At 43.2% G+C, this 24,148-nt stretch carries 30 protein-coding genes; 7 read left to right on the top strand and 23 right to left on the bottom strand.

All coding sequences use genetic code 11. From position 1 onward, the window contains the following. Positions 1–28: 28 nt before the first annotated feature. The 17 genes from rplQ to rplN all read right to left on the bottom strand — a co-directional run bounded on the left by rplQ (position 29) and on the right by rplN (position 8,502). Entirely contained in the window at positions 29–427 is a 399-nt protein-coding gene (gene rplQ / locus AC1HJP_RS16550) for a 50S ribosomal protein L17 (protein ID WP_480362732.1), read from the bottom strand. A 38-nt stretch (positions 428–465) separates the two neighbouring features. Then, positions 466–1,452: a DNA-directed RNA polymerase subunit alpha gene (locus AC1HJP_RS16545; RefSeq protein ID WP_058031290.1), complete on the bottom strand. Its 987-nt coding sequence runs from the start codon at positions 1,450–1,452 to the stop codon at positions 466–468. A 24-nt stretch (positions 1,453–1,476) separates the two neighbouring features. Next, a complete protein-coding gene (gene rpsD, locus AC1HJP_RS16540; protein WP_058031291.1) occupies positions 1,477–2,097 on the bottom strand; it encodes a 30S ribosomal protein S4 in 621 nt (206 codons plus the stop codon). Positions 2,098–2,118: 21 nt separating this feature from the next. Next, on the bottom strand, positions 2,119–2,505 hold the full coding sequence (gene rpsK, locus AC1HJP_RS16535) for a 30S ribosomal protein S11 (RefSeq protein ID WP_010562279.1): 387 nt from the start codon (positions 2,503–2,505) through the stop codon (positions 2,119–2,121). A gap of 13 nt (positions 2,506–2,518) precedes the next feature. Beyond that, positions 2,519–2,875, bottom strand: coding sequence for a 30S ribosomal protein S13 (gene rpsM / locus AC1HJP_RS16530; protein ID WP_058031679.1), 357 nt, complete (start codon positions 2,873–2,875; stop codon positions 2,519–2,521). 127 nt (positions 2,876–3,002) lie between these two features. Further along, on the bottom strand, positions 3,003–3,116 hold the full coding sequence (gene rpmJ / locus AC1HJP_RS16525; protein ID WP_002959476.1) for a 50S ribosomal protein L36: 114 nt from the start codon (positions 3,114–3,116) through the stop codon (positions 3,003–3,005). A 22-nt stretch (positions 3,117–3,138) separates the two neighbouring features. Beyond that, positions 3,139–4,467, bottom strand: a complete 1,329-nt coding sequence (gene secY, locus AC1HJP_RS16520; RefSeq protein ID WP_138477766.1) for a preprotein translocase subunit SecY — start codon at positions 4,465–4,467, stop codon at positions 3,139–3,141. Positions 4,468–4,478: 11 nt separating this feature from the next. Continuing rightward, positions 4,479–4,913: a 50S ribosomal protein L15 gene (rplO, locus tag AC1HJP_RS16515; RefSeq protein WP_058031293.1), complete on the bottom strand. Its 435-nt coding sequence runs from the start codon at positions 4,911–4,913 to the stop codon at positions 4,479–4,481. Positions 4,914–4,917: 4 nt separating this feature from the next. Then, positions 4,918–5,097: a 50S ribosomal protein L30 gene (gene rpmD / locus AC1HJP_RS16510; RefSeq protein WP_058031294.1), complete on the bottom strand. Its 180-nt coding sequence runs from the start codon at positions 5,095–5,097 to the stop codon at positions 4,918–4,920. A gap of 6 nt (positions 5,098–5,103) precedes the next feature. Beyond that, on the bottom strand, positions 5,104–5,610 hold the full coding sequence (rpsE, locus tag AC1HJP_RS16505) for a 30S ribosomal protein S5 (protein ID WP_058031295.1): 507 nt from the start codon (positions 5,608–5,610) through the stop codon (positions 5,104–5,106). 9 nt (positions 5,611–5,619) lie between these two features. Beyond that, positions 5,620–5,970: a 50S ribosomal protein L18 gene (rplR, locus tag AC1HJP_RS16500; protein WP_058031296.1), complete on the bottom strand. Its 351-nt coding sequence runs from the start codon at positions 5,968–5,970 to the stop codon at positions 5,620–5,622. A 9-nt stretch (positions 5,971–5,979) separates the two neighbouring features. Next, on the bottom strand, positions 5,980–6,510 hold the full coding sequence (rplF, locus tag AC1HJP_RS16495) for a 50S ribosomal protein L6 (RefSeq protein ID WP_130256638.1): 531 nt from the start codon (positions 6,508–6,510) through the stop codon (positions 5,980–5,982). A gap of 13 nt (positions 6,511–6,523) precedes the next feature. Further along, entirely contained in the window at positions 6,524–6,916 is a 393-nt protein-coding gene (gene rpsH, locus AC1HJP_RS16490; protein ID WP_058031298.1) for a 30S ribosomal protein S8, read from the bottom strand. Positions 6,917–6,936: 20 nt separating this feature from the next. Further along, the gene (rpsN, locus tag AC1HJP_RS16485) at positions 6,937–7,242 is read right to left on the bottom strand and encodes a 30S ribosomal protein S14 (RefSeq protein ID WP_058031299.1); all 306 of its coding nucleotides are present in this window, start codon (positions 7,240–7,242) and stop codon (positions 6,937–6,939) included. A 10-nt stretch (positions 7,243–7,252) separates the two neighbouring features. Next, complete coding sequence (gene rplE, locus AC1HJP_RS16480) at positions 7,253–7,792, bottom strand: 50S ribosomal protein L5 (RefSeq protein WP_058031300.1); 540 nt, start codon at positions 7,790–7,792, stop codon at positions 7,253–7,255. A 16-nt stretch (positions 7,793–7,808) separates the two neighbouring features. Next, positions 7,809–8,123 carry a 50S ribosomal protein L24 gene (gene rplX / locus AC1HJP_RS16475; RefSeq protein ID WP_058031301.1) on the bottom strand — a complete coding sequence of 105 codons (315 nt, stop codon included), beginning with the start codon at positions 8,121–8,123 and terminating at the stop codon, positions 7,809–7,811. Positions 8,124–8,133: 10 nt separating this feature from the next. Further along, the gene (gene rplN, locus AC1HJP_RS16470) at positions 8,134–8,502 is read right to left on the bottom strand and encodes a 50S ribosomal protein L14 (RefSeq protein ID WP_058031680.1); all 369 of its coding nucleotides are present in this window, start codon (positions 8,500–8,502) and stop codon (positions 8,134–8,136) included. 394 nt (positions 8,503–8,896) lie between these two features. On the opposite strand from rplN, the gene AC1HJP_RS16465 reads away from it, so the two are divergent. Then, complete coding sequence (locus AC1HJP_RS16465; protein ID WP_480362731.1) at positions 8,897–11,461, top strand: protein kinase domain-containing protein; 2,565 nt, start codon at positions 8,897–8,899, stop codon at positions 11,459–11,461. Positions 11,462–11,486: 25 nt separating this feature from the next. On the opposite strand, the gene AC1HJP_RS16460 is transcribed toward AC1HJP_RS16465, so the two are convergent. Then, on the bottom strand, positions 11,487–11,981 hold the full coding sequence (locus AC1HJP_RS16460; RefSeq protein ID WP_480362730.1) for a hypothetical protein: 495 nt from the start codon (positions 11,979–11,981) through the stop codon (positions 11,487–11,489). Positions 11,982–12,474: 493 nt separating this feature from the next. On the opposite strand from AC1HJP_RS16460, the gene AC1HJP_RS16455 reads away from it, so the two are divergent. Then, positions 12,475–12,606 carry a hypothetical protein gene (locus AC1HJP_RS16455; RefSeq protein ID WP_480362729.1) on the top strand — a complete coding sequence of 44 codons (132 nt, stop codon included), beginning with the start codon at positions 12,475–12,477 and terminating at the stop codon, positions 12,604–12,606. Between the two features lie 164 nt (positions 12,607–12,770). Here the strand turns inward: AC1HJP_RS16455 and AC1HJP_RS16450 are convergent, their stop codons facing one another. Then, the gene (locus AC1HJP_RS16450; protein WP_480362728.1) at positions 12,771–14,729 is read right to left on the bottom strand and encodes an AsmA family protein; all 1,959 of its coding nucleotides are present in this window, start codon (positions 14,727–14,729) and stop codon (positions 12,771–12,773) included. A gap of 177 nt (positions 14,730–14,906) precedes the next feature. Between AC1HJP_RS16450 and AC1HJP_RS16445 the strand changes: the two genes are divergently transcribed. From AC1HJP_RS16445 to AC1HJP_RS16425, 5 genes are all read left to right on the top strand, one after another. Then, on the top strand, positions 14,907–15,329 hold the full coding sequence (locus tag AC1HJP_RS16445) for a hypothetical protein (protein ID WP_480362727.1): 423 nt from the start codon (positions 14,907–14,909) through the stop codon (positions 15,327–15,329). Positions 15,330–15,334: 5 nt separating this feature from the next. Next, positions 15,335–15,535, top strand: a complete 201-nt coding sequence (locus AC1HJP_RS16440) for a helix-turn-helix transcriptional regulator (RefSeq protein ID WP_138477750.1) — start codon at positions 15,335–15,337, stop codon at positions 15,533–15,535. A 21-nt stretch (positions 15,536–15,556) separates the two neighbouring features. Next, a complete protein-coding gene (locus AC1HJP_RS16435; protein WP_276609812.1) occupies positions 15,557–15,688 on the top strand; it encodes a hypothetical protein in 132 nt (43 codons plus the stop codon). A gap of 203 nt (positions 15,689–15,891) precedes the next feature. Continuing rightward, entirely contained in the window at positions 15,892–17,058 is a 1,167-nt protein-coding gene (locus AC1HJP_RS16430) for a hypothetical protein (protein WP_480362726.1), read from the top strand. A gap of 256 nt (positions 17,059–17,314) precedes the next feature. Next, on the top strand, positions 17,315–17,980 hold the full coding sequence (locus AC1HJP_RS16425; protein ID WP_480362725.1) for a TorF family putative porin: 666 nt from the start codon (positions 17,315–17,317) through the stop codon (positions 17,978–17,980). 56 nt (positions 17,981–18,036) lie between these two features. On the opposite strand, the gene AC1HJP_RS16420 is transcribed toward AC1HJP_RS16425, so the two are convergent. The 4 genes from AC1HJP_RS16420 to AC1HJP_RS16405 all read right to left on the bottom strand — a co-directional run bounded on the left by AC1HJP_RS16420 (position 18,037) and on the right by AC1HJP_RS16405 (position 24,100). Then, entirely contained in the window at positions 18,037–18,657 is a 621-nt protein-coding gene (locus AC1HJP_RS16420; RefSeq protein ID WP_480362724.1) for a hypothetical protein, read from the bottom strand. A gap of 114 nt (positions 18,658–18,771) precedes the next feature. After that, entirely contained in the window at positions 18,772–19,431 is a 660-nt protein-coding gene (locus tag AC1HJP_RS16415) for a fumarylacetoacetate hydrolase family protein (protein ID WP_480362723.1), read from the bottom strand. 200 nt (positions 19,432–19,631) lie between these two features. Beyond that, the gene (locus AC1HJP_RS16410) at positions 19,632–23,207 is read right to left on the bottom strand and encodes an ABC transporter permease/M1 family aminopeptidase (RefSeq protein WP_480362722.1); all 3,576 of its coding nucleotides are present in this window, start codon (positions 23,205–23,207) and stop codon (positions 19,632–19,634) included. An 11-nt stretch (positions 23,208–23,218) separates the two neighbouring features. Beyond that, positions 23,219–24,100 carry an ABC transporter ATP-binding protein gene (locus tag AC1HJP_RS16405; protein ID WP_480362721.1) on the bottom strand — a complete coding sequence of 294 codons (882 nt, stop codon included), beginning with the start codon at positions 24,098–24,100 and terminating at the stop codon, positions 23,219–23,221. Positions 24,101–24,148 lie beyond the last annotated feature (48 nt).

Below are 24,148 nucleotides of genomic sequence, written 5' to 3'. Positions count from 1 at the left end.
GCCCGGCCTTTTCATGTCTTATAAAGACTTACTCTGCAGACTGTGCGTCTTCTTGAGTTTCTTCCGCAACTGGACGGTCTAGAAGCTCAATGTAAGCCATTGGTGCGTTATCACCAGCACGGAAACCACACTTAAGAATACGAGTGTAGCCACCAGGACGCTCTGAAAAACGAGGACCTAGTTCGCTGAATAACTTACCAACAACTTCATTATCACGCGTGCGAGCAAACGCTAAACGACGGTTTGCTACGCTGTCAGTCTTAGCCAGTGTGATTAAAGGTTCAATTACACGGCGCAACTCTTTCGCTTTAGGCAAAGTTGTTTTGATGATTTCGTGCTTCACCAAAGAACCAGCCATGTTGCTGAACATCGCTTTGCGATGGCTGCTGTTACGGTTTAATTGACGACCACTCTTACGATGGCGCATGACCCTATCCTTCTAACTAAACTAATATAGTAATCTGATTATTCAGCTAGACTTGCAGGTGGCCAGTTTTCTAGGCGCATACCTAGAGAAAGACCACGTGAAGCTAGCACGTCTTTGATCTCTGTTAGAGACTTTTTACCAAGGTTAGGCGTCTTAAGAAGCTCAACCTCAGTACGCTGTACCAGATCACCGATATATTGAATTTGCTCGGCTTTCAGACAGTTCGCTGAACGTACAGTTAGCTCTAAGTCATCAACAGGACGAAGTAGAATCGGATCAAACTCCGGCTTCTCTTCTTTCGCTTCTGGCTCAGAAACATCACGTAAATCTACGAATGCTTCAAGCTGTTCAGCTAGGATAGTCGACGCACGACGGATCGCTTCTTCAGGATCTAGTGTGCCGTTCGTTTCCATATCGATGATTAGTTTATCTAAGTCTGTACGCTGTTCAACACGTGCTGACTCAACCGAGTACGCAATACGCTCAACCGGGCTGAATGATGCATCAAGCAACAAACGACCGATTGGACGCTCATCGTCATCAGAGGATAAACGACTTGACGCCGGTACATAACCACGACCACGCTCAACACGAATACGCATGCTGATCTCGCTATTGTCAGCCGTTAGGTGACAAATCACGTGCTCAGGATTAGCAATTGTTACATCGCCATCATGTTGAATATCTGCCGCAGTCACAGGGCCTACACCAGATTTAGTCAGGGTAAGGAAAACTTCATCTTTACCTTCTAGAGATACTGCTAAGCCTTTAAGGTTTAACAAAATTTCAATGATGTCTTCTTGAACGCCTTCTTTCGCGCTGTACTCGTGTAATACACCGTCAATTTCAACTTCAGTCACTGCACAACCTGGCATAGATGACAGAAGAATACGACGTAAAGCATTACCCAAAGTGTGACCAAAACCACGCTCAAGTGGTTCTAAAACAACTTTAGAACGTGATGGGTTGATAGCGTCGATATCGACTAACCTTGGCTTTAGGAATTCGGTTACAGAACCCTGCATTTTATCCTCTCTTAACTCTTAACTTTACTTCGAGTAAAGTTCGACGATTAGTTGTTCGTTAATGTCCGCAGACAGATCAGAACGCTCTGGTAGGCGCTTGAAGCTACCTTCCATTTTCTTACCGTCAACTTCAATCCAAGTTGGCTTTTCACGTTGCTCAGCCAACTCTAGAGCAGCGATGATACGCGCTTGCTTTTTAGACTTCTCACGAATTACTACTACATCTTCAGGAGTAACTACGAAAGAAGGGATATTAACAACAGTACCATTAACCATAATCGCTTTGTGGCTAACTAGCTGACGTGCTTCAGCACGTGTGCTTGCAAAACCCATGCGATATACAACATTGTCTAAACGTTGCTCTAGAAGCTGTAGTAGGTTTTCACCTGTGTTACCTTTAAGGCGAGCAGCTTCTTTATAGTAGTTACGGAATTGCTTTTCTAGTACACCGTAAATACGACGAACTTTTTGCTTTTCACGTAATTGTAGACCGTAATCAGATAGACGACCTTTACGAGCACCGTGCTGACCAGGTGCTGTTTCAAGCTTACACTTAGAGTCGATTGCTCTAACGCCGCTCTTAAGGAACAGGTCAGTACCTTCACGACGACTTAGCTTGAGCTTAGGGCCCAAATATCTTGCCATGTTCTTTCTCCTAACCTATTGTTATACGCGACGTTTCTTCGGTGGACGACAACCATTATGAGGGATTGGCGTCACGTCAGTGATGTTTGTGATACGGTAACCAAGTGCATTTAATGCACGAACTGAAGATTCACGACCTGGACCTGGGCCCTTGATGAATACTTCTAGGTTCTTAAGACCGTACTCTTGTGCAGCAGTACCTGCGCGCTCAGCAGCAACCTGTGCAGCGAACGGAGTAGACTTACGAGAACCACGGAAACCAGAACCACCTGCAGTCGCCCAAGAAAGAGCATTACCTTGACGGTCAGTGATGGTCACAATAGTGTTGTTGAATGATGCATGAACGTGTGCCATACCATCAGCAACTTGCTTTTTGACCTTTTTACGACGAATTGGTGCTTTAGCCATAACTTACCCCACCTTATTTCTTGATAGGCTTGCGTGGACCCTTACGAGTACGCGCGTTAGTCTTAGTACGCTGACCACGTAGTGGTAGCGAACGACGATGACGTAAGCCACGGAAACAACCAAGGTCCATTAGGCGCTTGATGTTTAGTGTAACTTCACGACGAAGGTCACCTTCAACAGTGTACTTACCTACTTCTTCACGAAGTACGTCAAGTGTTTCGTCAGAAAGATCACCGATTTTAGTAGTTTCGGCGATACCAGTCGCTGCTAAGATCGCCTTAGCGCGAGTTTTACCTACACCATAGATGCTTGTTAAACCGATAACAGCATGCTTATGATCAGGAACGTTAATGCCTGCGATACGGGCCACTAACATATCTCCTATAATTAAACTTGATCATCATCTTGCTGGAAAGCCCGTATAGGATACCCAGCCGATATTCAAGTTTTACCAATGAAACAGGCTAAGTAATATTACTTAGCCTGCATGACTTTTATTAGCCTTGCCTTTGCTTGTGCTTTGGCTCACTGCAAATCACACGTACAACGCCTGCACGCTTGATTACTTTACAGTTACGGCAAATTTTCTTAACGGAAGCACGTACTTTCATTGCTCAACTCCGTAAACTAGCCTTAACGACCGTAGCCCTTAAGGTTTGCTTTTTTCAGCACAGAATCATACTGATGAGACATCATATGAGTCTGTACTTGTGCCATAAAGTCCATGATTACTACAACGATAATCAAGATTGATGTACCGCCGAAGTAGAATGGCGTTTGCCACGCCATAGTCATAAACTCGGGCACTAGACAGATAAAGGTTATATACAACGCGCCCGCAAGGGTTAAGCGTGTCATCACTTTATCAATGTATTTTGATGTCTGTTCACCCGGACGAATGCCTGGAATAAAAGCGCCAGACTTTTTAAGGTTATCTGCTGTCTCACGCGGGTTAAATACCAACGCAGTGTAGAAGAAGCAGAAGAAGATAATAGCCGCAGCTAATACCATCGCATACAGAGGCTGACCAGGAGTCAACACTGCAGAGATAGCTTGAAGCACATCAGCGACCGGACCTTCACCTTGGCCGAACCAGCTTGCAATTGTACCAGGGAACAAAATGATACTGCTAGCAAAGATTGGTGGAATAACACCCGCCATATTAACTTTTAATGGTAAGTGCGTGCTTTGAGCAGCAAATACCTGACGACCTTGTTGACGCTTTGCATAGTTAACAACGATACGACGTTGACCACGCTCAAAGAACACAACAAGATAAGTTACAGCGAATACGATTACCGCAATCATTAGCAGTACAAAAACATTCAAATCGCCTTGGCGCGCCATTTCGGCTGTCGAGCCAACAGCAGACGGCAGGTTAGCTACGATACCAACAAATATTAGAACTGAGATACCGTTACCGATACCACGCTCTGTAATTTGTTCACCCAGCCACATAAGGAACATAGTACCAGTTACTAAGCTCACCACAGCGGTGAAATAGAAACCAGGACCTGGGTTAACAACTAACCCGTCCATCATACTTGGTAAGCCAGTGGCGATACCAATCGACTGGAATGTAGCAAGCACGAGCGTACCATATCGAGTATATTGGCTGATTTTCTTACGACCTTGCTCACCTTCTTTCTTAAGCTCTATCATCGCAGGATGTATGTGCGTTAATAGCTGCATAATAATCGAAGCTGAGATATAAGGCATAATACCCAGCGCTAATACCGAAGCACGCTCAAGCGCACCACCACTGAACATGTTGAACATCTCAACAATGGTGCCCTTTTGTTGCTCGAAGAACTCGGCAAGTACAGCGGCGTCAATCCCAGGGATCGGCACGAAAGAACCTAAACGGTAAATAATAATTGCACCTAATACAAATAGTAAACGGCGCTTTAATTCCGCTAAGCCACTTTGTGCACTTTGCATATCTTGACCTGGTTTAGCCATTGTGTACTTCCTTAGTCTTCTACCTTGCCTCCGGCAGCTTCAATAGCTTCGCGTGCACCTTTAGACACTTTCATGCCTTTAACAGTAACAGCGCGTGAAACTTCGCCAGATTTAACTACTTTAACGAACTGGATGTTCTTTTTAACTAGACCAGCTGCTTGTAACGCGTTCAGATCTACCACATCGCCTTCAACTTTAGCGATTTCGTATAGGTTAACTTCAGTAGATACTAGAGATTTACGTGAAGTGAAACCGAACTTCGGTAGACGACGTTGCATAGGCATTTGACCGCCTTCGAAACCAACGCGAACTTTACCGCCAGAACGTGATTTTTGACCTTTGTGACCACGGCCGCCAGTTTTACCTAGACCAGAACCGATACCACGACCAACACGTTTACCAGCAGACTTAGAACCTGCAGCAGGAGAAAGAGTATTCAAACGCATCGAATTAGCCCTCTACCTTAACCATGTAAGAAACTTGGTTGATCATACCACGTACACATGCTGTATCTTCTAATTCAACAGTGTGGTTGATACGACGTAAACCAAGGCCACGTAAAGTTGCTTTATGCTTCGGTAAACGACCGATAGAGCTCTTTACTTGAGTAACTTTTACAGTATTTGCCATGGTTAATTACCCCTGAATTTGGTCAACAGTTAGACCACGCTTAGCAGCGATCTTCTCTGGAGAGTTCATGTTCTCAAGAGCAGCTACTGTAGCGCGAACGATGTTGATTGGGTTAGTTGAACCGTATGCTTTCGAAAGTACGTTCTGTACACCAGTTACTTCTAGTACTGCACGCATCGCACCACCTGCGATGATACCTGTACCTTCAGATGCTGGCTGCATGTATACTTTAGAACCCGCGTGGCGACCCTTGATTGGGTGCTGTAGCGTGTTGCCATTTAGGTCAACAGTGATCATGTTACGACGTGCTTTTTCCATTGCTTTTTGAATCGCAGCTGGAACTTCACGTGCTTTACCGTAACCAAAACCTACTTTACCTGCGCCATCACCAACTACTGTTAGTGCAGTGAAGCTAAAGATACGACCACCTTTAACTACCTTAGACACACGGTTTACCGCGATTAGCTTTTCAGCTAATTCTGGCTGTTGTGCTTTTGCTTCTACGTTAGCCATTGTCTACTCCTAGAATTGCAAGCCAGCTTCACGCGCTGCATCAGCAAGCGCCTTCACACGGCCGTGATATTTAAAGCCACTACGGTCAAAAGCAAGTTTTTCAATGCCTTTGTCTGCAGCGCGCTCAGCAATTGCTTTACCTACAGCTTGTGCTGCAGCGATGTTGCTAGTGCCTGTTAGGGCTTCTGCAATTGCTTTCTCAACAGTAGAAGCAGCAGCCAGCACAGTACCTTCAGCGTTTACTAGCTGAGCGTAAATGTGACGTGGCGTGCGGTGGATAACAAGACGCGTTGTGCCTTGTTCAATAAAATTTCTACGAGTGCGCTTAGCACGACGTAGACGAGCTGTTTTCTTATCCATCGTCTTACCTTACTTCTTCTTAGCTTCTTTACGACGCACGTGCTCATCAGCGTAACGTACACCTTTACCTTTATAAGGCTCTGGCTCACGGTATGCGCGGATGTTAGCAGCAGTTTGACCAACTAATTGTTTGTCAGCGCCTTTAACTACTAGTTCAGTTTGGCTAGGAGCTTCGATTGTGATACCCGCTGGGATCTCGAAGTTCACTGGGTGTGAGAAGCCAAGAGTTAAGTCTAATACTTTACCCTTAACTGCAGCACGGTAACCAACACCTACTAATTGAAGCTTTTTCTCGAAACCTTCGTTAACACCTTGGATCATGTTGTTGATCAGTGCACGTGCAGTACCAGCTTGAGCCCAAGCATTTGCTACGTCACGTGGTGCAGTAGTGATAACGTTGTCGTTTAAAGCAACTTCAACAGCATCGTTAACTACACGAGTTAATTCGCCGTTTTTGCCTTTAACTTTGATTTCCTGGCCAGCTAGTGTAACTTCAACACCGGCAGGAACTGCAATAGGAGCCTTCGCTATACGAGACATAGTTCCCCTCCGATTAAGCTACAAAGCCAATGATCTCACCGCCAATACCAGCACTACGTGCAGCACGGTCAGTCATTAAGCCTTTAGAAGTTGATACGATAGCGATACCTAAACCACCCATTACCTTTGGTAAGTCGTCACGTTTCTTATAGATACGTAGACCAGGGCGGCTAACACGCTGGATATTTTCGATTACAGCTTTGCCTTCGAAGTACTTAAGTTCGATAGTCAATTCTGGTTTTGCGTCGCCAGCTACTGCGAAGTCAGTGATGTAACCTTCTTCTTTTAGTACTTTAGCAACTGCTACTTTCAGCTTTGAAGTTGGCATTGAAACTGATACCTTCTTCGCAGACTGACCGTTACGGATACGTGTGAATAAATCCGCAATAGGATCTTGCAAGCTCATGTCTTACTCCCGTGATTCTATTACCAAGAAGCCTTTTTAAGGCCAGGAATTTCACCGCGCATAGCAGCTTCGCGAACTTTGATACGGCTCATGCCGAACTTGCGAAGGAAACCATGTGGGCGGCCCGTGATGTTACAACGATTACGTTGACGTGCAGGGCTTGAATCACGCGGTAAAGACTGAAGCTTTAATACCGCGTCCCAACGATCATCTTCAGATGCGTTAACATCGCTGATGATTGCTTTTAGTGCAGCGCGCTTTTCAGCGTACTGAGCAACTAATTTAGTGCGCTTTGCTTCGCGCGCTTTCATTGAATTCTTTGCCATAACCCTACCCTTACTTTTTGAATGGGAAGTTGAACGCTTCTAATAACGCACGGCCTTCATCATCTGTTTTCGCAGAAGTAGTGATCGTGATATCCATACCGCGAACGCGGTCTACTTTATCATAATCAATTTCTGGGAAGATGATTTGCTCACGTACGCCCATAGAGTAGTTACCGCGACCGTCAAAAGACTTTGCGCTAACACCGCGGAAGTCACGAATACGTGGCATCGCGATAGAGACTAAACGCTCTAGGAAATCCCACATACGCTCGCCGCGTAGGGTTACTTTACAGCCGATTGGGTAACCTTCACGGATCTTAAAGCCAGCAACTGATTTACGAGCTTTAGTCACTAGAGGCTTCTGACCAGAGATTGACTCAAGGTCGCGTACAGCGTTCTCAAGGATCTTCTTGTCAGCTAGGGCTTCGCCCACACCCATGTTAAGTGTGATCTTTTCGATCTGAGGGACTTGCATGACAGAGCTGTAACCGAACTTTTCAAAAAGTTCTTTTACTACTTTGTCTTTGTAAACTTCATGCAGTTTCGCCATCGTCTACTCCAACTAATTAAATAGCTTTTCCGTTAGACTTAAAGAAACGAACTTTTTTGCCGTCTTCAAATCTAAAACCTACACGATCAGCCTTGCCAGTTTCGGCATTGAAGATCGCTACGTTAGAAGCGTCGATTGATGCTTCTTTTTCAATGATACCGCCAGCTTGTTGAAGCTGAGGAACTGGTTTTTGGTGCTTCTTGATAAGGTTTACACCTTCAACGAAAACACGACCAGTTTCAGTAACAACTGAAAGCACTTTACCGCGCTTACCTTTGTCTTTACCGGCTAGTACGATTACTTCGTCATCACGACGGATTTTTGCTGCCATGATCGACTCCTTATAGTACTTCTGGTGCTAGTGAAACGATCTTCATGAACTTGTCGTTACGTAGTTCACGAGTCACAGGGCCGAAGATACGAGTACCAATTGGCTGTAGGTTATCATTTAAGATAACAGCCGCATTGCTATCGAAACGGATTAAAGAGCCGTCTGGACGACGAACGCCTTTTTTAGTACGCACAACTACTGCGTTTTTAACATCACCTTTCTTCACTTTACCGCGAGGAATTGCTTCTTTAACAGAAACTTTAATGATGTCACCAACTGCCGCGTAGCGACGGTGCGAACCACCAAGGACTTTAATACACTGCACTTTGCGAGCGCCGCTGTTATCAGCAACGTCCAGCTGAGTTTGCATTTGGATCATTTTTGATGCTCCGGTGTAGTTAAACTTCGCTTCAAATTTGTATAAATATGAAGCAGTTAGATTGTTAATCACTCAAAAAACGTGGAGTTCGTCTTTCAAGGGCGGGCAATTGTAGCAATAAACATGAGGGATGGATAGTTCAATTTTTAATTAATTGTGCTATTCCACCAAGTTTTCTAGATTGCATTTCTGATATGGAGACAAGCAGTTAGTTTTTCAAGCGCAAAAACTAAAACAACTTCAACTGATTAAATAACAAACAAGTAAAAATAGCGGTGATAAAATAAAATCGTCGTTTATTTAATCTATTTCATGTTTTTCTATCGTAAATAGTTCGAATTCTCAAACTCGAACCGATACACTAACTCTAGAACTAATAATAAAGCATTTTATCGTGATACAACTCGAGCAATTTTACCAACAAATCACCCCATTAGGACAAGGCGGCATGAGCCGTGTTTTTTTGGCCGTGGATGCAAAGTTAGAGCGTCATGTTGCGGTAAAAGTGCTCGACGTAAATAAAGTAGATAAACAGCAGGCTTTGAACGAAGCGAAAATACTGGCCCGCGTTAATCACCCAAATATTGTGCAAGTATATAAAGTGCACGAAAGTGACACCCAGCTCGCCATCGAAATGGAATATGTACAAGGCGCTACGCTTAAACATTTTTTAAAAACCCGTCATCTCGAGTCTGAGCAAAAGTTACAGTTATTAGTTGATATAGCCCAAGGCTTATCAGAAGCGCACAAAAACGACATTCTGCACCTTGATTTAAAAGCCGATAACATTTTAATCAACGCCCAAGGTGTGGCGAAAATCGCTGACTTTGGCATTGCCCAACTCGGTGATGAGCAACGCAGTCACCATTCAAGCTTTGGTAGCTTAACGGCAATGTCACCAGAGCAGTTAAATAAGCAGCCGTTAGATCAGCGTGCCGACTTATTCGCGTTTGGCTTACTGGCCTATCAGCTGTTTACAAATGAGCATCCTTATTTAGCCCAAGCCAAAGACGCCGCGCCCGATGCCATTGCTGAGCAAATCAAGCATGTTCCTTGTCAAAGTGATGCAAGCAAATTACTCGACATACCTACGCAGCTTGGTGCCCTAATCAATTCGCTATTGGCATTCGACAAAGCAGCGCGCCCAAATAGCTTTCACCAAGTCATTAGTCAGTTAAAGCAATTACAGCAAAATATTGGTTATGCACAATGCGATGACACACAAGATATTGATGCAGTAGACCTACAAGTACCCGCACCTTCTGAATCTGTACTTAGCGCAAAACCAAGCTTCTGGCAAAAATATGGCGCTGCCATGTCGTTTTTGTTTGCTGTTTGCCTTATCTGCGCCGGTTATTGGTTTTGGCAAAGTAATCAACCAAAAAGTTATATTGCTGCCCTGCCCATTACCTTCGACGGACAAACAGAATTAACCGATACCCAACAACGCATTGCCACCTTGGGGCTTGAAGACGCCATCAGTAACTTTATTTTGCAAGACACCTCAAGCTTGCAGGTATCGAACTCAGAAGTAACCAGCACCCTTAAACTCATGGGTGAACAAGCATCGCAAACTGACATCGGCAAAGCCCTTGGCGCCGACGTGCTGCTTGAATCGGTATTTAACTGTCGTAATTCATTGTGTGAAGTCACACTTAATGCCATTGATGCACACACAGCCACTTTGCTCGATACCACCCGCTATAGTGTCGATACCGAAAGCTTTTCTGAGGCCTATCACAATAGCTTGGTGAATATTGAGGCATTATTCGACAAGCGCTTTACCAGCCAAACCTATAGCAATGCGTTTTACGAGAAATATGTAGCGCAGGTTGAAGCATTTCAAAGCGGCTCGCAAGACATTGCGGTGACACTGACTGAAGTGAAGTCGCTGATCCGCCAAGAGCCGAATTTTATGCCGTTATATCGGTTTTACAGGAAGGTGGCAGTTGAAGAGCATCGTATTCAACAAAACAATAATGTCATTTGGGATTTGTTAGACATTTTAGAACAAGCTCCTGAGACCTATAAAAGTAGTCATAACTTTCTGATTGACAGTGTTGAAGCTTATCAGGCTATTAAAGACTGGAAAAAAGCAGAGTCACTAACTGTAGAACTTACAGAAACAGACATAGACACGTATGAATTATATAGTGTGAAAGCAAGCCTTTACCGTAATAAAGGTGCATACACTCAAGCGCTAGACAATATTCTCAAGGCGTACCAGCTGAAACCATCACTTCAAATTACTCGTAATGCTGCCATTATCCATTTGCTAAATGGTAATTATAAGGAAGCAACAAAATACTTAAACCTAGTCATAAAAGCTGCAGAAAATGACTTTTGGGCGATCAAAGCATATGCTGATTTATCATTAGTTAATGGAGAAGCAAAAGCAGCTATTAAGGCATATACAGATTTGTTAAAAAATACACCAAATGATGCTGTTATTTTATCAAACTTAGCCATTGCATACTCTTTAACTGGCGAGTTCGAGCTTTCAAACCTAAATGCAAAACAAGCTTTTCAACTTAGTACCACCAATTTGAATTTCACCCTTAATTTAGCCGACAGTTATTCATATTTAGGCCAGAAAAGTAAGGCAAAACTTTTATACGAGCAATTAATCAAACAAACACAGAATGCTACAAACCTTGATGAATTGATGTTACGTATACAAGCACTTGCCCATACTGGAAATGCAGTGGAAGCGTTAAGGCAAATTAATAAAATAGAAGCTGAAAATGAAAATGTCTATGATTTGCTATTCATCAAAGCTATGGTTTTAACCGAACTTGGAGAAAACCAATCAGCCATGCTGGCTATTGAAAAGAGCATACAAGAAGGTTGGAGTAAGACATTTTTTGCTCTTCCTTGGTTTAAACCCTTGTGTAAGAATGAAAAGCAATTGTCAGCGATAATAGGTGCTATAAGTATAAATACGTTATGCACCTATTAAACATGATAATGTGGGAATTATTTCCCTATGGCGGAGTGCCACCGATTATCACTCTTGGGTCTTGAGAAATATAAAGTTTACCTTTTTTACCCTCTTTCTCTGCAAGTAATCTAAAGTCAATCTCGTAATTGGTATTGGCTTCAAGCTCAACTTTAGAGAACACCTTGTCTTTGTTCTTAGACTTCACTAACTCTTTGATCACATCAGCTGGAATACTGGCATCAGGTTCAATATTCATTACCGTCACGACTAAAGAAGTGCCGCCATTGAATACTTCGCTGCTAAGCTGATAGTTAAAGTTATCACGGGCATCAGTGAACAAGGTGCCGTTGCCAGCAAAGCGGAAACCTTTGTCTATGCTTGACTGAGTTAGCACATACACAAGGTTTACCGGCTCATCTTCTGGGAACTGTGCAAGATCGACCGATACATTATCGGCAGGGTTGCCGTCTGTGTCTAAAATAACCCAAGGCGTGTCGTCACGGCTTGGTTTAACGGTATACGTTAATTGTTGCGTCATAGTAATGTCCTTTAGAAGTACTAAGCCCATAAGAACACAGACAATTATTGAAAACAACTACTTGAGATTACACCCGATTACACGGGCTTACCGTGCAAAATACACGTTGCGAAGCAAGGTTATTTTTGCGCAAGGTGAAATGAGCAACATTCACAGCTGCAATGGGGTACTCAATCTATCGTTTTTACGCCATTTATCACGACAATTTAAAAGACACATTCGGTAGCACCGACTTGTCGTGCAAAATACACGTTGCGAAGCAAGGTTATTTTTGCGCAAGGTGAAATGAGCAATATTAACGGCTGCAATGGGGTACTCAATCTATCGTTTTTACGTCACTTATGACGACAATTTAAAAACAGTGTTGTGCTAAAGCACACTCTTTCCCAAAACAAGTCGCGAAGTAAATTCGCTGCTACCAAGGGTGCAAAATACACGTTGCGAAGCAAGGTTATTTTTGCGCAAGGTGGAATGAGCAACATTTACAGCTGCAATGGAGTACTCAATCTATCGTTTTTACATCATCTATGGCGACAATTTAAAATACACATTCGGTAGCACCGACTTTATGTCGGGTTTATTAACCCTGCACATCTCTCCTTTCCCAAAACAAGACGCGAAGTAAATTCGCTGCTACCAAGAGTGCAAAATACACGTTGCGAAGCAAGGTTATTTTTGCGCAAGGTGGAATGAGCAACATTCACAGCTGCAATGGAGTACTCTTTTTATGCTAAACAAAAAAGCCAGTGCATTGCGGCACTGGCTTTTGCTTGTTCGAACACAAAGCTGTTAACCAAAGAAGCCTTTTAATTTGTCTTTCAGCTTATCTTTTACTTTCTCTTTCGCTTCTTCTTTGGCTTTGTCTTTTGCCGCACTGCCAAAGTCGAGTTTGTAATCGACCTTGTGGAATGGGCCTTTAATACGCAGCGGTACTTTAAAGCCGGTGCTGTCATCGCTACTTGCTTGACCTTCAATGGTGTCAACCAAACCCGTCACTAGGCGGTAATTCACATAAGTCTTAGGTAAATCGACCTCACCGCTGCCCGTAATTCGTAACAGTGGGCTGGCAAGGTTTAGGTCGGTATTGGTGCCGATACCATTTTTAAAGGTAAAGGTGCCTGTCAGTGCCGAGAAATCGGTTTTCTGATTTGGATCGAAATCGGCGTTTAAACCCTCTTTTAATGATGAGAAGTCACCTTTGAGCATTTCGCTGCCTTTGCGCATCATCTCTGCGATATTAGCCCCTTTTACGCCACCATCGATAAAACTAAACGCCAGATTACCAGCTAATGCCGACACAAACTGATTCTGACTTTGACCTTGGGTGTTCAGCGCCCAGCTGATGCTGCCTTTACCTAATACCTTGTCAAACCCTACCGCGTCAGTCAGTAATGGTTCGGCGTTGATATCGGTTAAACTGAAATCGGTATTGATCTGATAAGGGGCACGCTTGGCATTCACCACCACTTTACCCTGCCCTTTACCTTCGTAAGCGTTGAATTTATCTAAGCCTAAACGTGCTTTACCGTCTTTTAGATTAACTGAGAATTGGTTTTCACCCAGTTTGATCTCTTTGGCAATGAGGCCCGTTGAACGCACTTTAATGTCGGCGTCTAAAGCATTTAGACCCGATAAATCAATTGGAGTGTCATCCCATACAATTGGCTGTGGCTCACCTGGTTCTGCAGGCTGTGCAGGTTCGGCTGGTTTTTCTGGACTTTCCGGCAGGTATGGGTTGAGGTCTAACATGCCCAGATCAATGTCGGCCATGACATTTAAACGCGCGCCTAAATCAATTTGGCTTTGCCCTTTAATTTTCAGTGCATCGAGTTTGGCTTCGAATGCGCTCAGCTTAAAAGTCTCTCCAGCTAGGTGCATCTCACCAGCGACACTAAACTGGTTAAAAGCATTGTCTTTGGCTTTGAGGTCAATGCCCTGCCATTGAGAAATGGCTTTTACTGAATCGCCTGCCAGTTTCAAACTACCTTTAATGTCTTTGCCTTGCTGAGCAATGGCACCACTAAATTCAAGATCTAATAACGCTGACGCTAAAGTTTGTGTGACATTAAAGGTTTGCCCTTCAATGGCTTTTGCTGGCGTGTCGACTTGGGTATTTAATTCAAAACGCTGTTGTTGGTAGGTTAACCCCCCTTTCACATCGAGCGGCTTGAATAAAGAAGGCAGCGCTACAATTAATTCAAAGTCACTCACTTGCTGTTTTGCGCCAGTCACGCCATCAAGATAAGTCAGTTGCCCCCCGTAAATCGCCACTTCACCTAAGCTGACATCGAACCCTTTAGGTAATTTTACTGGGCCAGCGGCGGCTTCATTCGTTTGAGCTGTTGGCGCAGCAGCAGTGGTTGGCATGATCTGCCAGTTCGCTTTGCCTTGTTTGTCTGTTTCTAGCAAGATGTTTGGATTGCGGATCACAAAACGCTCTAACTTGGCTTCACCACTTAATAATGACAACCAAGGAATATGTACGGCAAGCTGTTCCATACTTACCATATTTTCAGCACTACCCGAGGCCATATTGGCAAAAGCAACGTCGTTCAGTTCTATACTCAGGCTTGGAAACACCGTTAGCTGGCTTTCGCCGGCAATGCTGAGTTTACGACCTGTGGTATTTTCGACTTGTTCTGAAACCTGCTGAATAATGGTGTCGGTTGGGATCAAAAATGGCGCCGCAACCACAGCACCAACGGCCACAACAACCACACCACCAATGATTTTTACAAAGCGATTCATTGCTTTTCCTTACATTTGCAATTGATGTTACTAATCATAACGGCTGAGACGAAAAAAATCTGCACACAAAGCCAATGAAATTAGCATGATACCTAGAGGTTACAAAAAAACGTTGACCTTATGATACCTACAGGTTACATTGATACCCGTAGGTTACATTACGAAGGAAACCATGGCATGACAAACCTAGAAGTTAAAAATGAAGAGAAGCACATTACATTAAGTGGTTGGTTTTGGCTGGCACTTGGCACAGTATTAATGTTCATGGTGATCACTGACGCGTTCAAAGACAGTGAAAATCAACAATTCTTCAATATCGGCTTTGTGGTGCTATTTGTTGGCATAGCTGTTTTTTACAAAATTAAAGCGTTCTTCAATTCAAAAAAATACACTGACGGCTATCAGGACGAGTTTATAAAGCAAATGAATCATAACGCTTGCCGCCATGCTTTTTATTGCACTGTCGGTGTCATTTTTGCAGTTTGGGTGATTGGAGATGCCATTGCCATTCCATTTACTCATGAAACAATGTCACTTGTGTACTTGGCCACTGCCAGCTTAAGTTATGATGCATCGATAATTTGGCAAAATAGAGACTAACAACTATGCAAGTTAAGGTTGCTGAATTAAGAAAGCTCAACAATTTATCTCAACAAGAGTTAGCCGATTTAATTGGTGTTTCTCGCAAGACCATTAGCACCATAGAAACGGGCCGCTTTACCCCCTCGGTGGTGATTGCATTAAAGATTGCGCGCCACTTTGAGCAACCTGTTGAGTCACTCTTTGAGTTAGAGACAAGTGATTAACGCTAAAGAAGGACACTGACTATGAAAAAACAAATAACCGAGTACTGGGCTACCTTGCCCAAACACACACAGTATGAAATAGAAACACACCTTGCCATTGTGTTACCAGCGATAGGGTCAATACTTGGCGCAGCTTTGGTTTTAGCCTTTTAATTTCGCCTCCAGAAACTCAGCTTGTAAGCTCCTGCAGATACTGAGTTTTCTTATCTCTTGCAATAAATAAGCGTTTCTTCGATTGCATCCACGTCTCACTTAGGTATGATCCACGCCCTCATTTGTGTAGCACAAGTTCTGCTACACTTATGTGGTTAGCAAATTAACCCCTAATAACTTAACCCGTGGAGACACCAACCCCTATGAAAAAGCTGCTCATTTCCCCGTCAAAAATGGCATTGGGTGAACAAGAAAGTCAGATTTACCAAAACATTCTTAAGCAATCTACCGATATAAGTTTGAATCTGATGGCAGTCAAAGTAGAAAACCACCCAGAAGACTTCTTGGGTTGGTGCTATGAGTTATTAGATGTTGCAAAAAACCGCATCAACTTCGACTTACTCGACGACCACCAGCTTCCAACGGTTAAGAAACTACAAGATTTGTTAATTTCTGCCATCAGCTTTTTACAGCTTAAAACGCTACGTATTGCACCTTGGCCTGTGATCTGTGGCTTTATCGAGCAACATAAAGACGTATTAGCCCTTGAAGAACAGTTAAAGCTAACCAGCTACCTAGCACCAATGCGCAGCACGCCATTAAAAGAGATGATCGCCGAAGACCGTTTAGCGTTCACGGGTAAGCATGCTGCAAGTTTAGATACCAGCGTGTACAACTTCGATGTTGAATGGTTTGCTTCAACTAAGAGTGCGAAAGGGTTCCACCAGCTATTAGCAGATTTACCAGGGGCGTTTGATGACGCCCTTGCGAACATTCCAGCTGAAGGTGACGTAAGCGAGCAAGACTATCAAGCATTTATGATTGGTTACTTAAGTGCATTTGCGGGCACAGATGAAAAGCCAACCCTTGCGCCTGCTACACGCCTATTAGCGATGCGTCGTCCAGATGTGTTCACACCTATTAGCAACAATCGATTAGATGCGCTTTGCCAAGCATTGGGTATTAGCCGTTTAAATAACCGTGACTTCGAGCGTTATTGGTCAGATGTTGTGATGAGCATCCGCACTATGCCTTGGTTTGCAATGACGACCGAAAACGGTGAATTAGAAGAGCAACTCGCCAGCATCAAAGCACTATTACCTTGTTTCTTCTATTATGCTGACAAAGACACAGCTGATAACTCTAACTATATTAAGTTATTAAATAAGCCTGTACGTAGTAGCCGCAGTGGTGGCACTAAAACCGTTCGTCGCGGTAAAGAGTCAGCAGAGGTATTGGTTGATCGCGCACTTGCTGATGAGAGTATTCCTGAGCATATTCGCGATAAGCGTGACTCAATCATCGCAGAGGTTGAAAAAGGCCGCAGCGTAGACGAGACCATCGGTTTAATGCGCGCTATCTTCGGTTAATTAACCAAAGCTCAGGTTAATTGGCTCTACACAACCCTCTTATAGAAATATTTATCTAAATTTGCACGGTATGTTCAAATATCGTGCAATTCACTCATTTATCGCACTAATATTGTGCATAAAAATTCTAACCAAAAACTACTCGTTATAAAAAAACATTAATAATCAAAGGGTAAACTACATTACTATGCAGCCTGAAAAGTGGTGCACGCATTGCTTTTAAGATTAGGAAAATTTAGCGCACATAGGAATGAAGATGAAAAAGACAACCTCTCTCTTACTTAGCTCACTATTACTCGCAACTTCTACTGCAAGTTATGCTGAAGTCACCGCAAACATTGCAGCAAGCTCAAACTATTTCTGGCGTGGTATTACGCAAACCGCTGATGGTGCAGCCGTATCGGGTGGCATTGATTATGGAAACGACTCAGGTTTTTACGCTGGCACTTGGGTATCAAATATCGACTTTGGTGGCAAAGAAAGCTACGAGATGGATTTTTATGCGGGCTTTAGTGGCTCTGCAGGTGATATTGGCTACGATGTGGGCTATGTCTATTACGCTTACCCAGATGCCGAAGGCAGCATCGACTTTGGCGAACTTTATGGCGAGGTCAGCTATGACGTATTAAGTGCGAAAATCAGCTACCTAAGTAATGCGCAAAGCGGCTCAACTGCAGAAGAAGACATGCTATATATTGAGCTGAACGCCGCATTTAGCGTATTCAATGACACTGAACTTGGCTTACATTTAGGTCACTCAAGCGGTGACACAGTGACCGAGTGGTATTCAGAAGATAACTATATGGATTATGGTTTTAGCCTAAGCAAAGATGGCTTTACTTTTGGTGTGATCAAAACTGATTTAGACGCCGATGACGATATGAAAGCATACGTCAGCTATGCAATGGATTTTTCTTTGTAATTGCTTGCTATTCAAGAAGTGACAACCCGCTTGTCACTTCTCACTTTTTGCAAAATCTAGTTTCGCGCTTTGCACGCTACGCCCTCAGTGAAAAGCAACTCACCGTTGTCTTGATAATAAGATACATAGCACTTTTGATTTGATTTACTTGCTTTAGGGGTCAAATGCTTTTGAAACTGCTTTGACGCGCACTCATCTACCTCCCAAAGAATACCCGCTGAACCATATGCATCAAGCGAAATGCCATCGATCACAGTGAGTATTGGATTTACATCAACCTGCAAGAGGTTGTTGTTCCAAAAAGTTGTATAGGTGACATAGTAATCTGGACCAAGTACTCGTTCAATATGTCTCCAACTTCCCTCATATTTGCTATCGTTAAACCGCAGCGAAAAGTTGCTTTGATTAACCTCGGCCGAATTAAAAAAACTTTCAGGATCTTCAATCTCTCGTTCTGCTTTACTTCTTATTTCTGACCGAATTTCATTGATAAACTCTTGGTCATACACAGCCGAAAACGTAGCTTCGATATAGTTAGGACAAACTAGCTGAACTTCTTCCTTTGTAATATCCGCCTTATTCACGGTAACTTTTGTCGCACCGAAAGCATCCGCGCTAACGAATGAACTAAAAGCAATTGCACACACAGTTAGCAGGCCTTTTAATAATGCCTTCATTTCTTACCATTTTCCTTTTTCTTTTTTAGAAACAAAGTAAAGCTATTAAAAAAAGGGTTAAATTGCAACCAGTGGGGCTTACACGTTACTGCTAAACGATTGAAGTAAATGCGTCTATCTCAGAACAACCCTAGCATTTATCGGCGTTTGCTCCTGATACTGCAATTGCAGCTCATCACCATGATTTAACACTCCTACTCCTTCTGGTGTCCCTGTTAACACAATGTCACCGGGGTTCAGGGTAAAGCTTTCGCTGATTTCTGTGAGTAAACGCTCGATGTTAAATAGCATGAGTTCAGTTTTGCCATGCTGCTTTAATACCCCATTCTGCCAATACTTATATTCAGTGCTAGCGAGTTCAGTCGGAGATTTCAGCGGGTAAAATGGCGTGACTGGACAGCTGCCATCATAAGCTTTGGCGCGCTCCCAAGGATGGCCTTTGCTTTTAAGCTCGCTCTGCACATCACGTAAGGTTAAATCGAGGGCGAGCCCAACCCCGGCAATTTTTGTTAGCACATCTTGATCGCCGTATGAAATCGTTTCGCCAATTAGCAGGGCCAATTCGGCTTCGTAATGATGCTCACCTAAACGTTTAGCGAGCGTAATCTCTTTGAAAGACTGTAAACATGTACTGGGTTTAATGAACAGAATTGGTCGGCTCGGAATAGGGTTATTCAACTCTTGTGCATGCGCGGCGTAGTTGCGCCCAATACAAACTATCTTGCCCGCCGGTAGATTAATGGCCTCGCCTGTGTGCCATTGATGTTGATACATACATGCTCCTTATTTGATTCCTGTTATTTTCGCGCAAAGATTAACATAACAGGTTTATTTATAATCTTTATTTATTGAACCTTAAGCATTCACCAAATTTATATTCTAAAAAACAAAAGGCCTCTTTGAGAGAGGCCTTTAATGATTTATTTGAGCTGTAAATAACCAAAGCTCAGGTTAAATAAGTTAGCTCATACAAATTACAGCGACTTAATATTATCGGCTGCTTCTTTGTCGATCAGTTTTACAAATGGGTCAATACCCGCAAACTTAGGTAAGTCTTTTACTTTCAGTTTGATCACATTATCACCCGTCGTAATACTGTGCTTTTGTAGATACATCACATTCTCGCCTTCATTGATGTCATCAGGATCGGCTTTGAACAGGGCAATGTCTACCATTTGCTCAAGTGGTACATCTTCTTCGTTACCTTCACCATCAGCATGCTTTTTCGCCGCTTTTACGGTAAGCGTAATAGTATGAAGTTCACCTTCAGACGTAGCCTCTTCAATTTCAACATCAGCCAACTTTAACTCGTATAATGTAATTGAGTTAAATTGGTCTTCGATGAAAGCTTGCTCTTGCGCCGTTGCATCTGACTTCAAGTATGTAATGAAATCAAGCGTGGTTGGGAAAACATCACTTCTGAAGCGATAGTCATCAATGAAGTTACGCAATGCTTTATTCAGACGCGCTTCACCCAGTAGGTCATACAATGCCAACATTACGACTGAGCCTTTATTGTAATGAATATGCTGCTGCCCCACTGTTCTAGCAAGCGTTCGCTCTTCATGGGCTTCTGTTGTACGACCACGCAGATATATATCAAGCTCATACTTCAAGAACTTACGTAGGTTGTGCTCGCCATACTTCTCTTTCATCACCATAATGGCCGCATACTGAGACAACATTTCAGATAGAATATTCGAGCCCTCTACGTTTGCACCGATTACCTGATGCGCCCACCATTGGTGTGCCAGTTCATGAGCAGTAACATAGTAAGGTAAATTTATATTCTCAGGATTACGGGTATCGGTTAAGAAACCCATCTCTTCTGAGTAAGGTACAGTATTGGCAAAACTCTGCGCAAACGAGCGGTAACGCGGGAATTCGATAATACGCATTTGCTTATGCTGATAAGGGCCAAACTCTCTTGAGAAGTAATCAATTGAATCTTTTGTTGATTCGAGCATGGTATCTACATTCCACGCATGATCTTTGTGATAATAAACCTCAAGCGCAATGCCTTTATACTCTTCACGTTTCACTTCTAACTCCATCGACAGCATGGTGTAGAAGTGCAGCATAGGCGCATCCATCTCGTACACATAAGTTGTACGACCATCTTTGGTTTCTTTTGACTGCAGGTAACCCGGCACCATAGCCACTTGCGATTCATCGGTCGTAACTCGAGCTGCAAAGGTAATAAAGTTATCAGCAAATAGAGGTTGATTATGGTACTGCGTCTCTTCGATTTTGTTACCAAGTTTTAGCGGCTCAAGGCCACGTTTACGGCGCTCATTTTTATCAAAGATCTGCTTGCGTTCACTATAACCAAAGGTTGGGAATAGATCGCTATTATCAATGAAAGTACCGTTATGTACCAATCGGGTATCACTGCCTCGGTCAACAAACCCTAGAGTTTGACGTACTACAGACATAGTTAAGGTACGGCGCTCGCCCGGCAGCATAGGTTTAGATAAGTTCATCCAAGCATGCGAATAATCTGTGTTTAATTCGCCAAGTGTTGCACCTGACATTTCAACCGACCACTCAAGTGTGTGTGCAGGTTTATTCACCAAGAAGCGCTCTATGACTTCTTTACTCTTGTTTTCGACTTCTAAAACAACCGTTGCTTCAATACGGCGTGTTTTCGGGAAAATCTCTGCATCAAGTTTCACATCAAGTGGGATCGGCACTGGCGCATCTCTGAATTGTACAAACTCACGTTCGTACTGCTCAGAAAGATCTTCTCTGTCATCTTGCGTGATAAACTCATTAACGACTTGAGTGTTGTAGTAGATATAACTACCACTTCCCACAAACAGGGCTGCACCCGCAACAATCACAGCTTTACCTGCATGGCCTAGCTGATAATTCACCTGACTTAAACGCGCTTTGAAAGTTTGCCCTGCGCCACGCGGCCATAGTGCATAGCTAAATGCAGCCAAAATCATGGCAAAACCAAACCAATACACGTTATACCAATGTGCTGCACTTAAGAAATGGCCGTAGCCGTTAATATCTGAATATGGCGTGCTTGGTGTGCTACCGATGTGCCATAAATTATGCTCAAAGCCATAACTCGAAATGACTTGAGAGGCAATGAAGTAAAGTACAAATAGACCCATACCCATATATTTACTCGGGCTAACGACTTGTAATAAGAACGCCACAGAACCCAAAATAAACAGCCCAAATGAAAATAAATAGCCAAGGCGTATCGCATACTGTGAAATTTCAATATGTTCTATGCCTGAAATGAGCTGATAACTCATGGTGATCAACGAACCAAATACGCATAACAAAGTAATGACAAGTACTAAGGCACAATATTTAGAGCCCCAGAACACCCAATTCGCAACCGGATAAGAGTCAACAATCTCACTCATTCTCGCTTCGCGGTCATGCCAAACTAATTCCGCGCAGTAATAGACCAGAACGATGATCATCAAAATTGAAAAACTACCTTGAATCAGCTCGACCATTCTAAAAGTAACAGGCCAAACATCTGTGCCATATCCGCCAATTGAACTGACAAGGCCAGGAATTAACATACCAAGACTTAAAATAACCAAGACTAAGAATGAATAGCTAAAAATAACCTGCTTCACTTCAAAACGAGTACGCATTGAAAAGTGTGCCCAAGCACTGCTGGCACTGGCTTTGAAATCAATACGATTTAACAGCGCTTGCGCTTGACCGTTTTTCGCATCGCCTTTCGCCTTACTTTTGGTTTTTTGTTTTTGCGGAAGATAATGTGTTTTATCTAGTACCAAGGTCAGTAAGCCAGCAACCGCCAACACACACCAAAGGATACGGTTATAGAGTAAATCACCGGTTAAAGTAAGTATTGAGACATTGCGATCAGCAATCGTCCAGTACTCGGTTTGTGCATTCGCTGCCGACAACGCAAACATATCTATGTATGTAGACAATGTGCGGTATTCGATATCAGAAAATAGATTACGAGAGATTAAATAACCAATCAGAAGGGCCACCGCAACTAGGTACATGGCAGGCATACTTCTGAATTTTTTCGCAACCACGACGAATAAACTAGAAATGAAGAATAAAGTCGGCGCTGCAAGATAGAGATACGGCGTTAGATAATAAGAGAGCTTATTTGGGCCAATCATCTCAGGGTCAAGCCATTGCATTAAACCGCCAAAACCAGATCCTATCCAAATACCGAAAAGGCACATAGAAAAAACGATCATAGTAACAATGTAAGCACCCAAAAAGCGCCCTAGTCGGTACTGTACTATGTCTAAAGGTTTACTAAGCGCAAGCTCGCTGAATTTGCTTATTTCGTCACGAATTGCTGCACTACCAACAAAATTAACCACTAAGAAAATGCCGAATACAGACATGGTGCCAACCACCTGCATAATGGCAAATGGCGAGTTCACGTTCACATTACCTGCACCACCTATTTGTACGGTGTCAGACACTGACGCCAAAAAGGTCAGTAAAAATAAGATAAGTGAAGTGACATAAAACGAGGGCTGACGAATAAAGAATCGCAGCTCAGATTGCATCATTTTAAATAGCATTAACCGACTCCTTATGCAGCTTGGCTATTACGGTGTTGATGCAATGTCGAGAAATACACATCTTCTAAGTCTGCAGGTACTGCATTGAAGCCTTCTGGTGCTTCATCAGCAAATACATTAAGCAAAGTATTACCCGCAAATAAGCGCTTAGAAATAACCGGTAAGACTTCTTCTAATTCTTTTGCCTCAGCTAGGCTCACCGACTTACGCCAGATCTTACCTTGTAGCTGCTCAGTTAAATCAATCGGGTTGCCTTCAAGTAAGATTTGACCACTTGCCAATACTGCCATATTCGGACAAAGCTCAGACACATCTTCTACTATGTGCGTCGATAAGATAATGACCTTACTTTCACCTAAGCCCACTAATAAATTGTGGAATCGGTTACGCTCTTCTGGATCAAGACCCGCTGTTGGTTCGTCGACAATCAGTAAGTCAGGGTCGCCAAGTAGTGCTTGCGCAATACCAAAACGCTGACGCATACCACCAGAGAAGCCACTTACAGCATTTTTACGGTGGTCATATAAATTGGTTTGGGCCAGTAAGCCTTCAACCGCTTCTTTGCGTTCTGCTTTATTATTTAAGCCTTTTAGCACTGCCATATGATCAAGTAAGTCATAGGCACTGACGCGTGGATACACACCGAAGTCTTGTGGTAAATACCCTAAACGCTCACGCAGCGCTTTTGGCTGTTCGAGTACGTTAATCCCATCAAACTCAATACTCCCCGAATCAGCGGATTGTAATGTTGCAATTGTACGCATAAGTGAAGACTTACCTGCGCCATTTGGCCCCAGTAATCCATACATACCTTTTGGAATATCTAAATTCACCCCGCGTAACGCGTGAACGCCATTGTCATATGTTTTTGAAAGCCCAGTTATTTTAAGCATTTACATTCCCTTCTATTGAACAAATAAGCAACGCTGTTATAGCAGCTT

This window comes from Pseudoalteromonas sp. NFXS53, assembly GCF_056629255.1.
This window is presented reverse-complemented; position numbering and strand designations above follow the sequence as displayed.

Excerpts from the sequence above, each read along its gene's own strand:
- AC1HJP_RS16460 (WP_480362730.1), bottom strand. The coding sequence starts at position 11,981 with ATGACGCAACAATTAACGTATACCGTTAAACCAAGCCGTGACGACACG.
- rplN (WP_058031680.1), bottom strand. The coding sequence starts at position 8,502 with ATGATCCAAATGCAAACTCAGCTGGACGTTGCTGATAACAGCGGCGCT.
- AC1HJP_RS16415 (WP_480362723.1), bottom strand. The coding sequence starts at position 19,431 with ATGTATCAACATCAATGGCACACAGGCGAGGCCATTAATCTACCGGCG.
- rplO (WP_058031293.1), bottom strand. The coding sequence starts at position 4,913 with ATGCGTTTGAATACTCTTTCTCCTGCTGCAGGTTCTAAGTCTGCTGGT.
- AC1HJP_RS16435 (WP_276609812.1), top strand. The coding sequence starts at position 15,557 with ATGAAAAAACAAATAACCGAGTACTGGGCTACCTTGCCCAAACACACA.
- AC1HJP_RS16455 (WP_480362729.1), top strand. The coding sequence starts at position 12,475 with ATGGAGTACTCAATCTATCGTTTTTACATCATCTATGGCGACAATTTA.
- rplE (WP_058031300.1), bottom strand. The coding sequence starts at position 7,792 with ATGGCGAAACTGCATGAAGTTTACAAAGACAAAGTAGTAAAAGAACTT.
- AC1HJP_RS16410 (WP_480362722.1), bottom strand. The coding sequence starts at position 23,207 with ATGCTATTTAAAATGATGCAATCTGAGCTGCGATTCTTTATTCGTCAG.
- AC1HJP_RS16450 (WP_480362728.1), bottom strand. The coding sequence starts at position 14,729 with ATGAATCGCTTTGTAAAAATCATTGGTGGTGTGGTTGTTGTGGCCGTT.
- AC1HJP_RS16440 (WP_138477750.1), top strand. The coding sequence starts at position 15,335 with ATGCAAGTTAAGGTTGCTGAATTAAGAAAGCTCAACAATTTATCTCAA.
- rpsE (WP_058031295.1), bottom strand. The coding sequence starts at position 5,610 with ATGGCTAACGTAGAAGCAAAAGCACAACAGCCAGAATTAGCTGAAAAG.
- rpmD (WP_058031294.1), bottom strand. The coding sequence starts at position 5,097 with ATGGCAAATACTGTAAAAGTTACTCAAGTAAAGAGCTCTATCGGTCGT.
- AC1HJP_RS16445 (WP_480362727.1), top strand. The coding sequence starts at position 14,907 with ATGACAAACCTAGAAGTTAAAAATGAAGAGAAGCACATTACATTAAGT.
- rpsN (WP_058031299.1), bottom strand. The coding sequence starts at position 7,242 with ATGGCAAAGAATTCAATGAAAGCGCGCGAAGCAAAGCGCACTAAATTA.
- rplX (WP_058031301.1), bottom strand. The coding sequence starts at position 8,123 with ATGGCAGCAAAAATCCGTCGTGATGACGAAGTAATCGTACTAGCCGGT.
- rpsD (WP_058031291.1), bottom strand. The coding sequence starts at position 2,097 with ATGGCAAGATATTTGGGCCCTAAGCTCAAGCTAAGTCGTCGTGAAGGT.
- AC1HJP_RS16425 (WP_480362725.1), top strand. The coding sequence starts at position 17,315 with ATGAAAAAGACAACCTCTCTCTTACTTAGCTCACTATTACTCGCAACT.
- rpmJ (WP_002959476.1), bottom strand. The coding sequence starts at position 3,116 with ATGAAAGTACGTGCTTCCGTTAAGAAAATTTGCCGTAACTGTAAAGTA.
- AC1HJP_RS16405 (WP_480362721.1), bottom strand. The coding sequence starts at position 24,100 with ATGCTTAAAATAACTGGGCTTTCAAAAACATATGACAATGGCGTTCAC.
- rpsK (WP_010562279.1), bottom strand. The coding sequence starts at position 2,505 with ATGGCTAAAGCACCAATTCGTCGTAAAAAGGTCAAAAAGCAAGTTGCT.
- AC1HJP_RS16545 (WP_058031290.1), bottom strand. The coding sequence starts at position 1,452 with ATGCAGGGTTCTGTAACCGAATTCCTAAAGCCAAGGTTAGTCGATATC.
- AC1HJP_RS16420 (WP_480362724.1), bottom strand. The coding sequence starts at position 18,657 with ATGAAGGCATTATTAAAAGGCCTGCTAACTGTGTGTGCAATTGCTTTT.
- rplF (WP_130256638.1), bottom strand. The coding sequence starts at position 6,510 with ATGTCTCGTATAGCGAAGGCTCCTATTGCAGTTCCTGCCGGTGTTGAA.
- AC1HJP_RS16430 (WP_480362726.1), top strand. The coding sequence starts at position 15,892 with ATGAAAAAGCTGCTCATTTCCCCGTCAAAAATGGCATTGGGTGAACAA.
- rpsH (WP_058031298.1), bottom strand. The coding sequence starts at position 6,916 with ATGAGCTTGCAAGATCCTATTGCGGATTTATTCACACGTATCCGTAAC.
- rplR (WP_058031296.1), bottom strand. The coding sequence starts at position 5,970 with ATGGATAAGAAAACAGCTCGTCTACGTCGTGCTAAGCGCACTCGTAGA.
- secY (WP_138477766.1), bottom strand. The coding sequence starts at position 4,467 with ATGGCTAAACCAGGTCAAGATATGCAAAGTGCACAAAGTGGCTTAGCG.
- rplQ (WP_480362732.1), bottom strand. The coding sequence starts at position 427 with ATGCGCCATCGTAAGAGTGGTCGTCAATTAAACCGTAACAGCAGCCAT.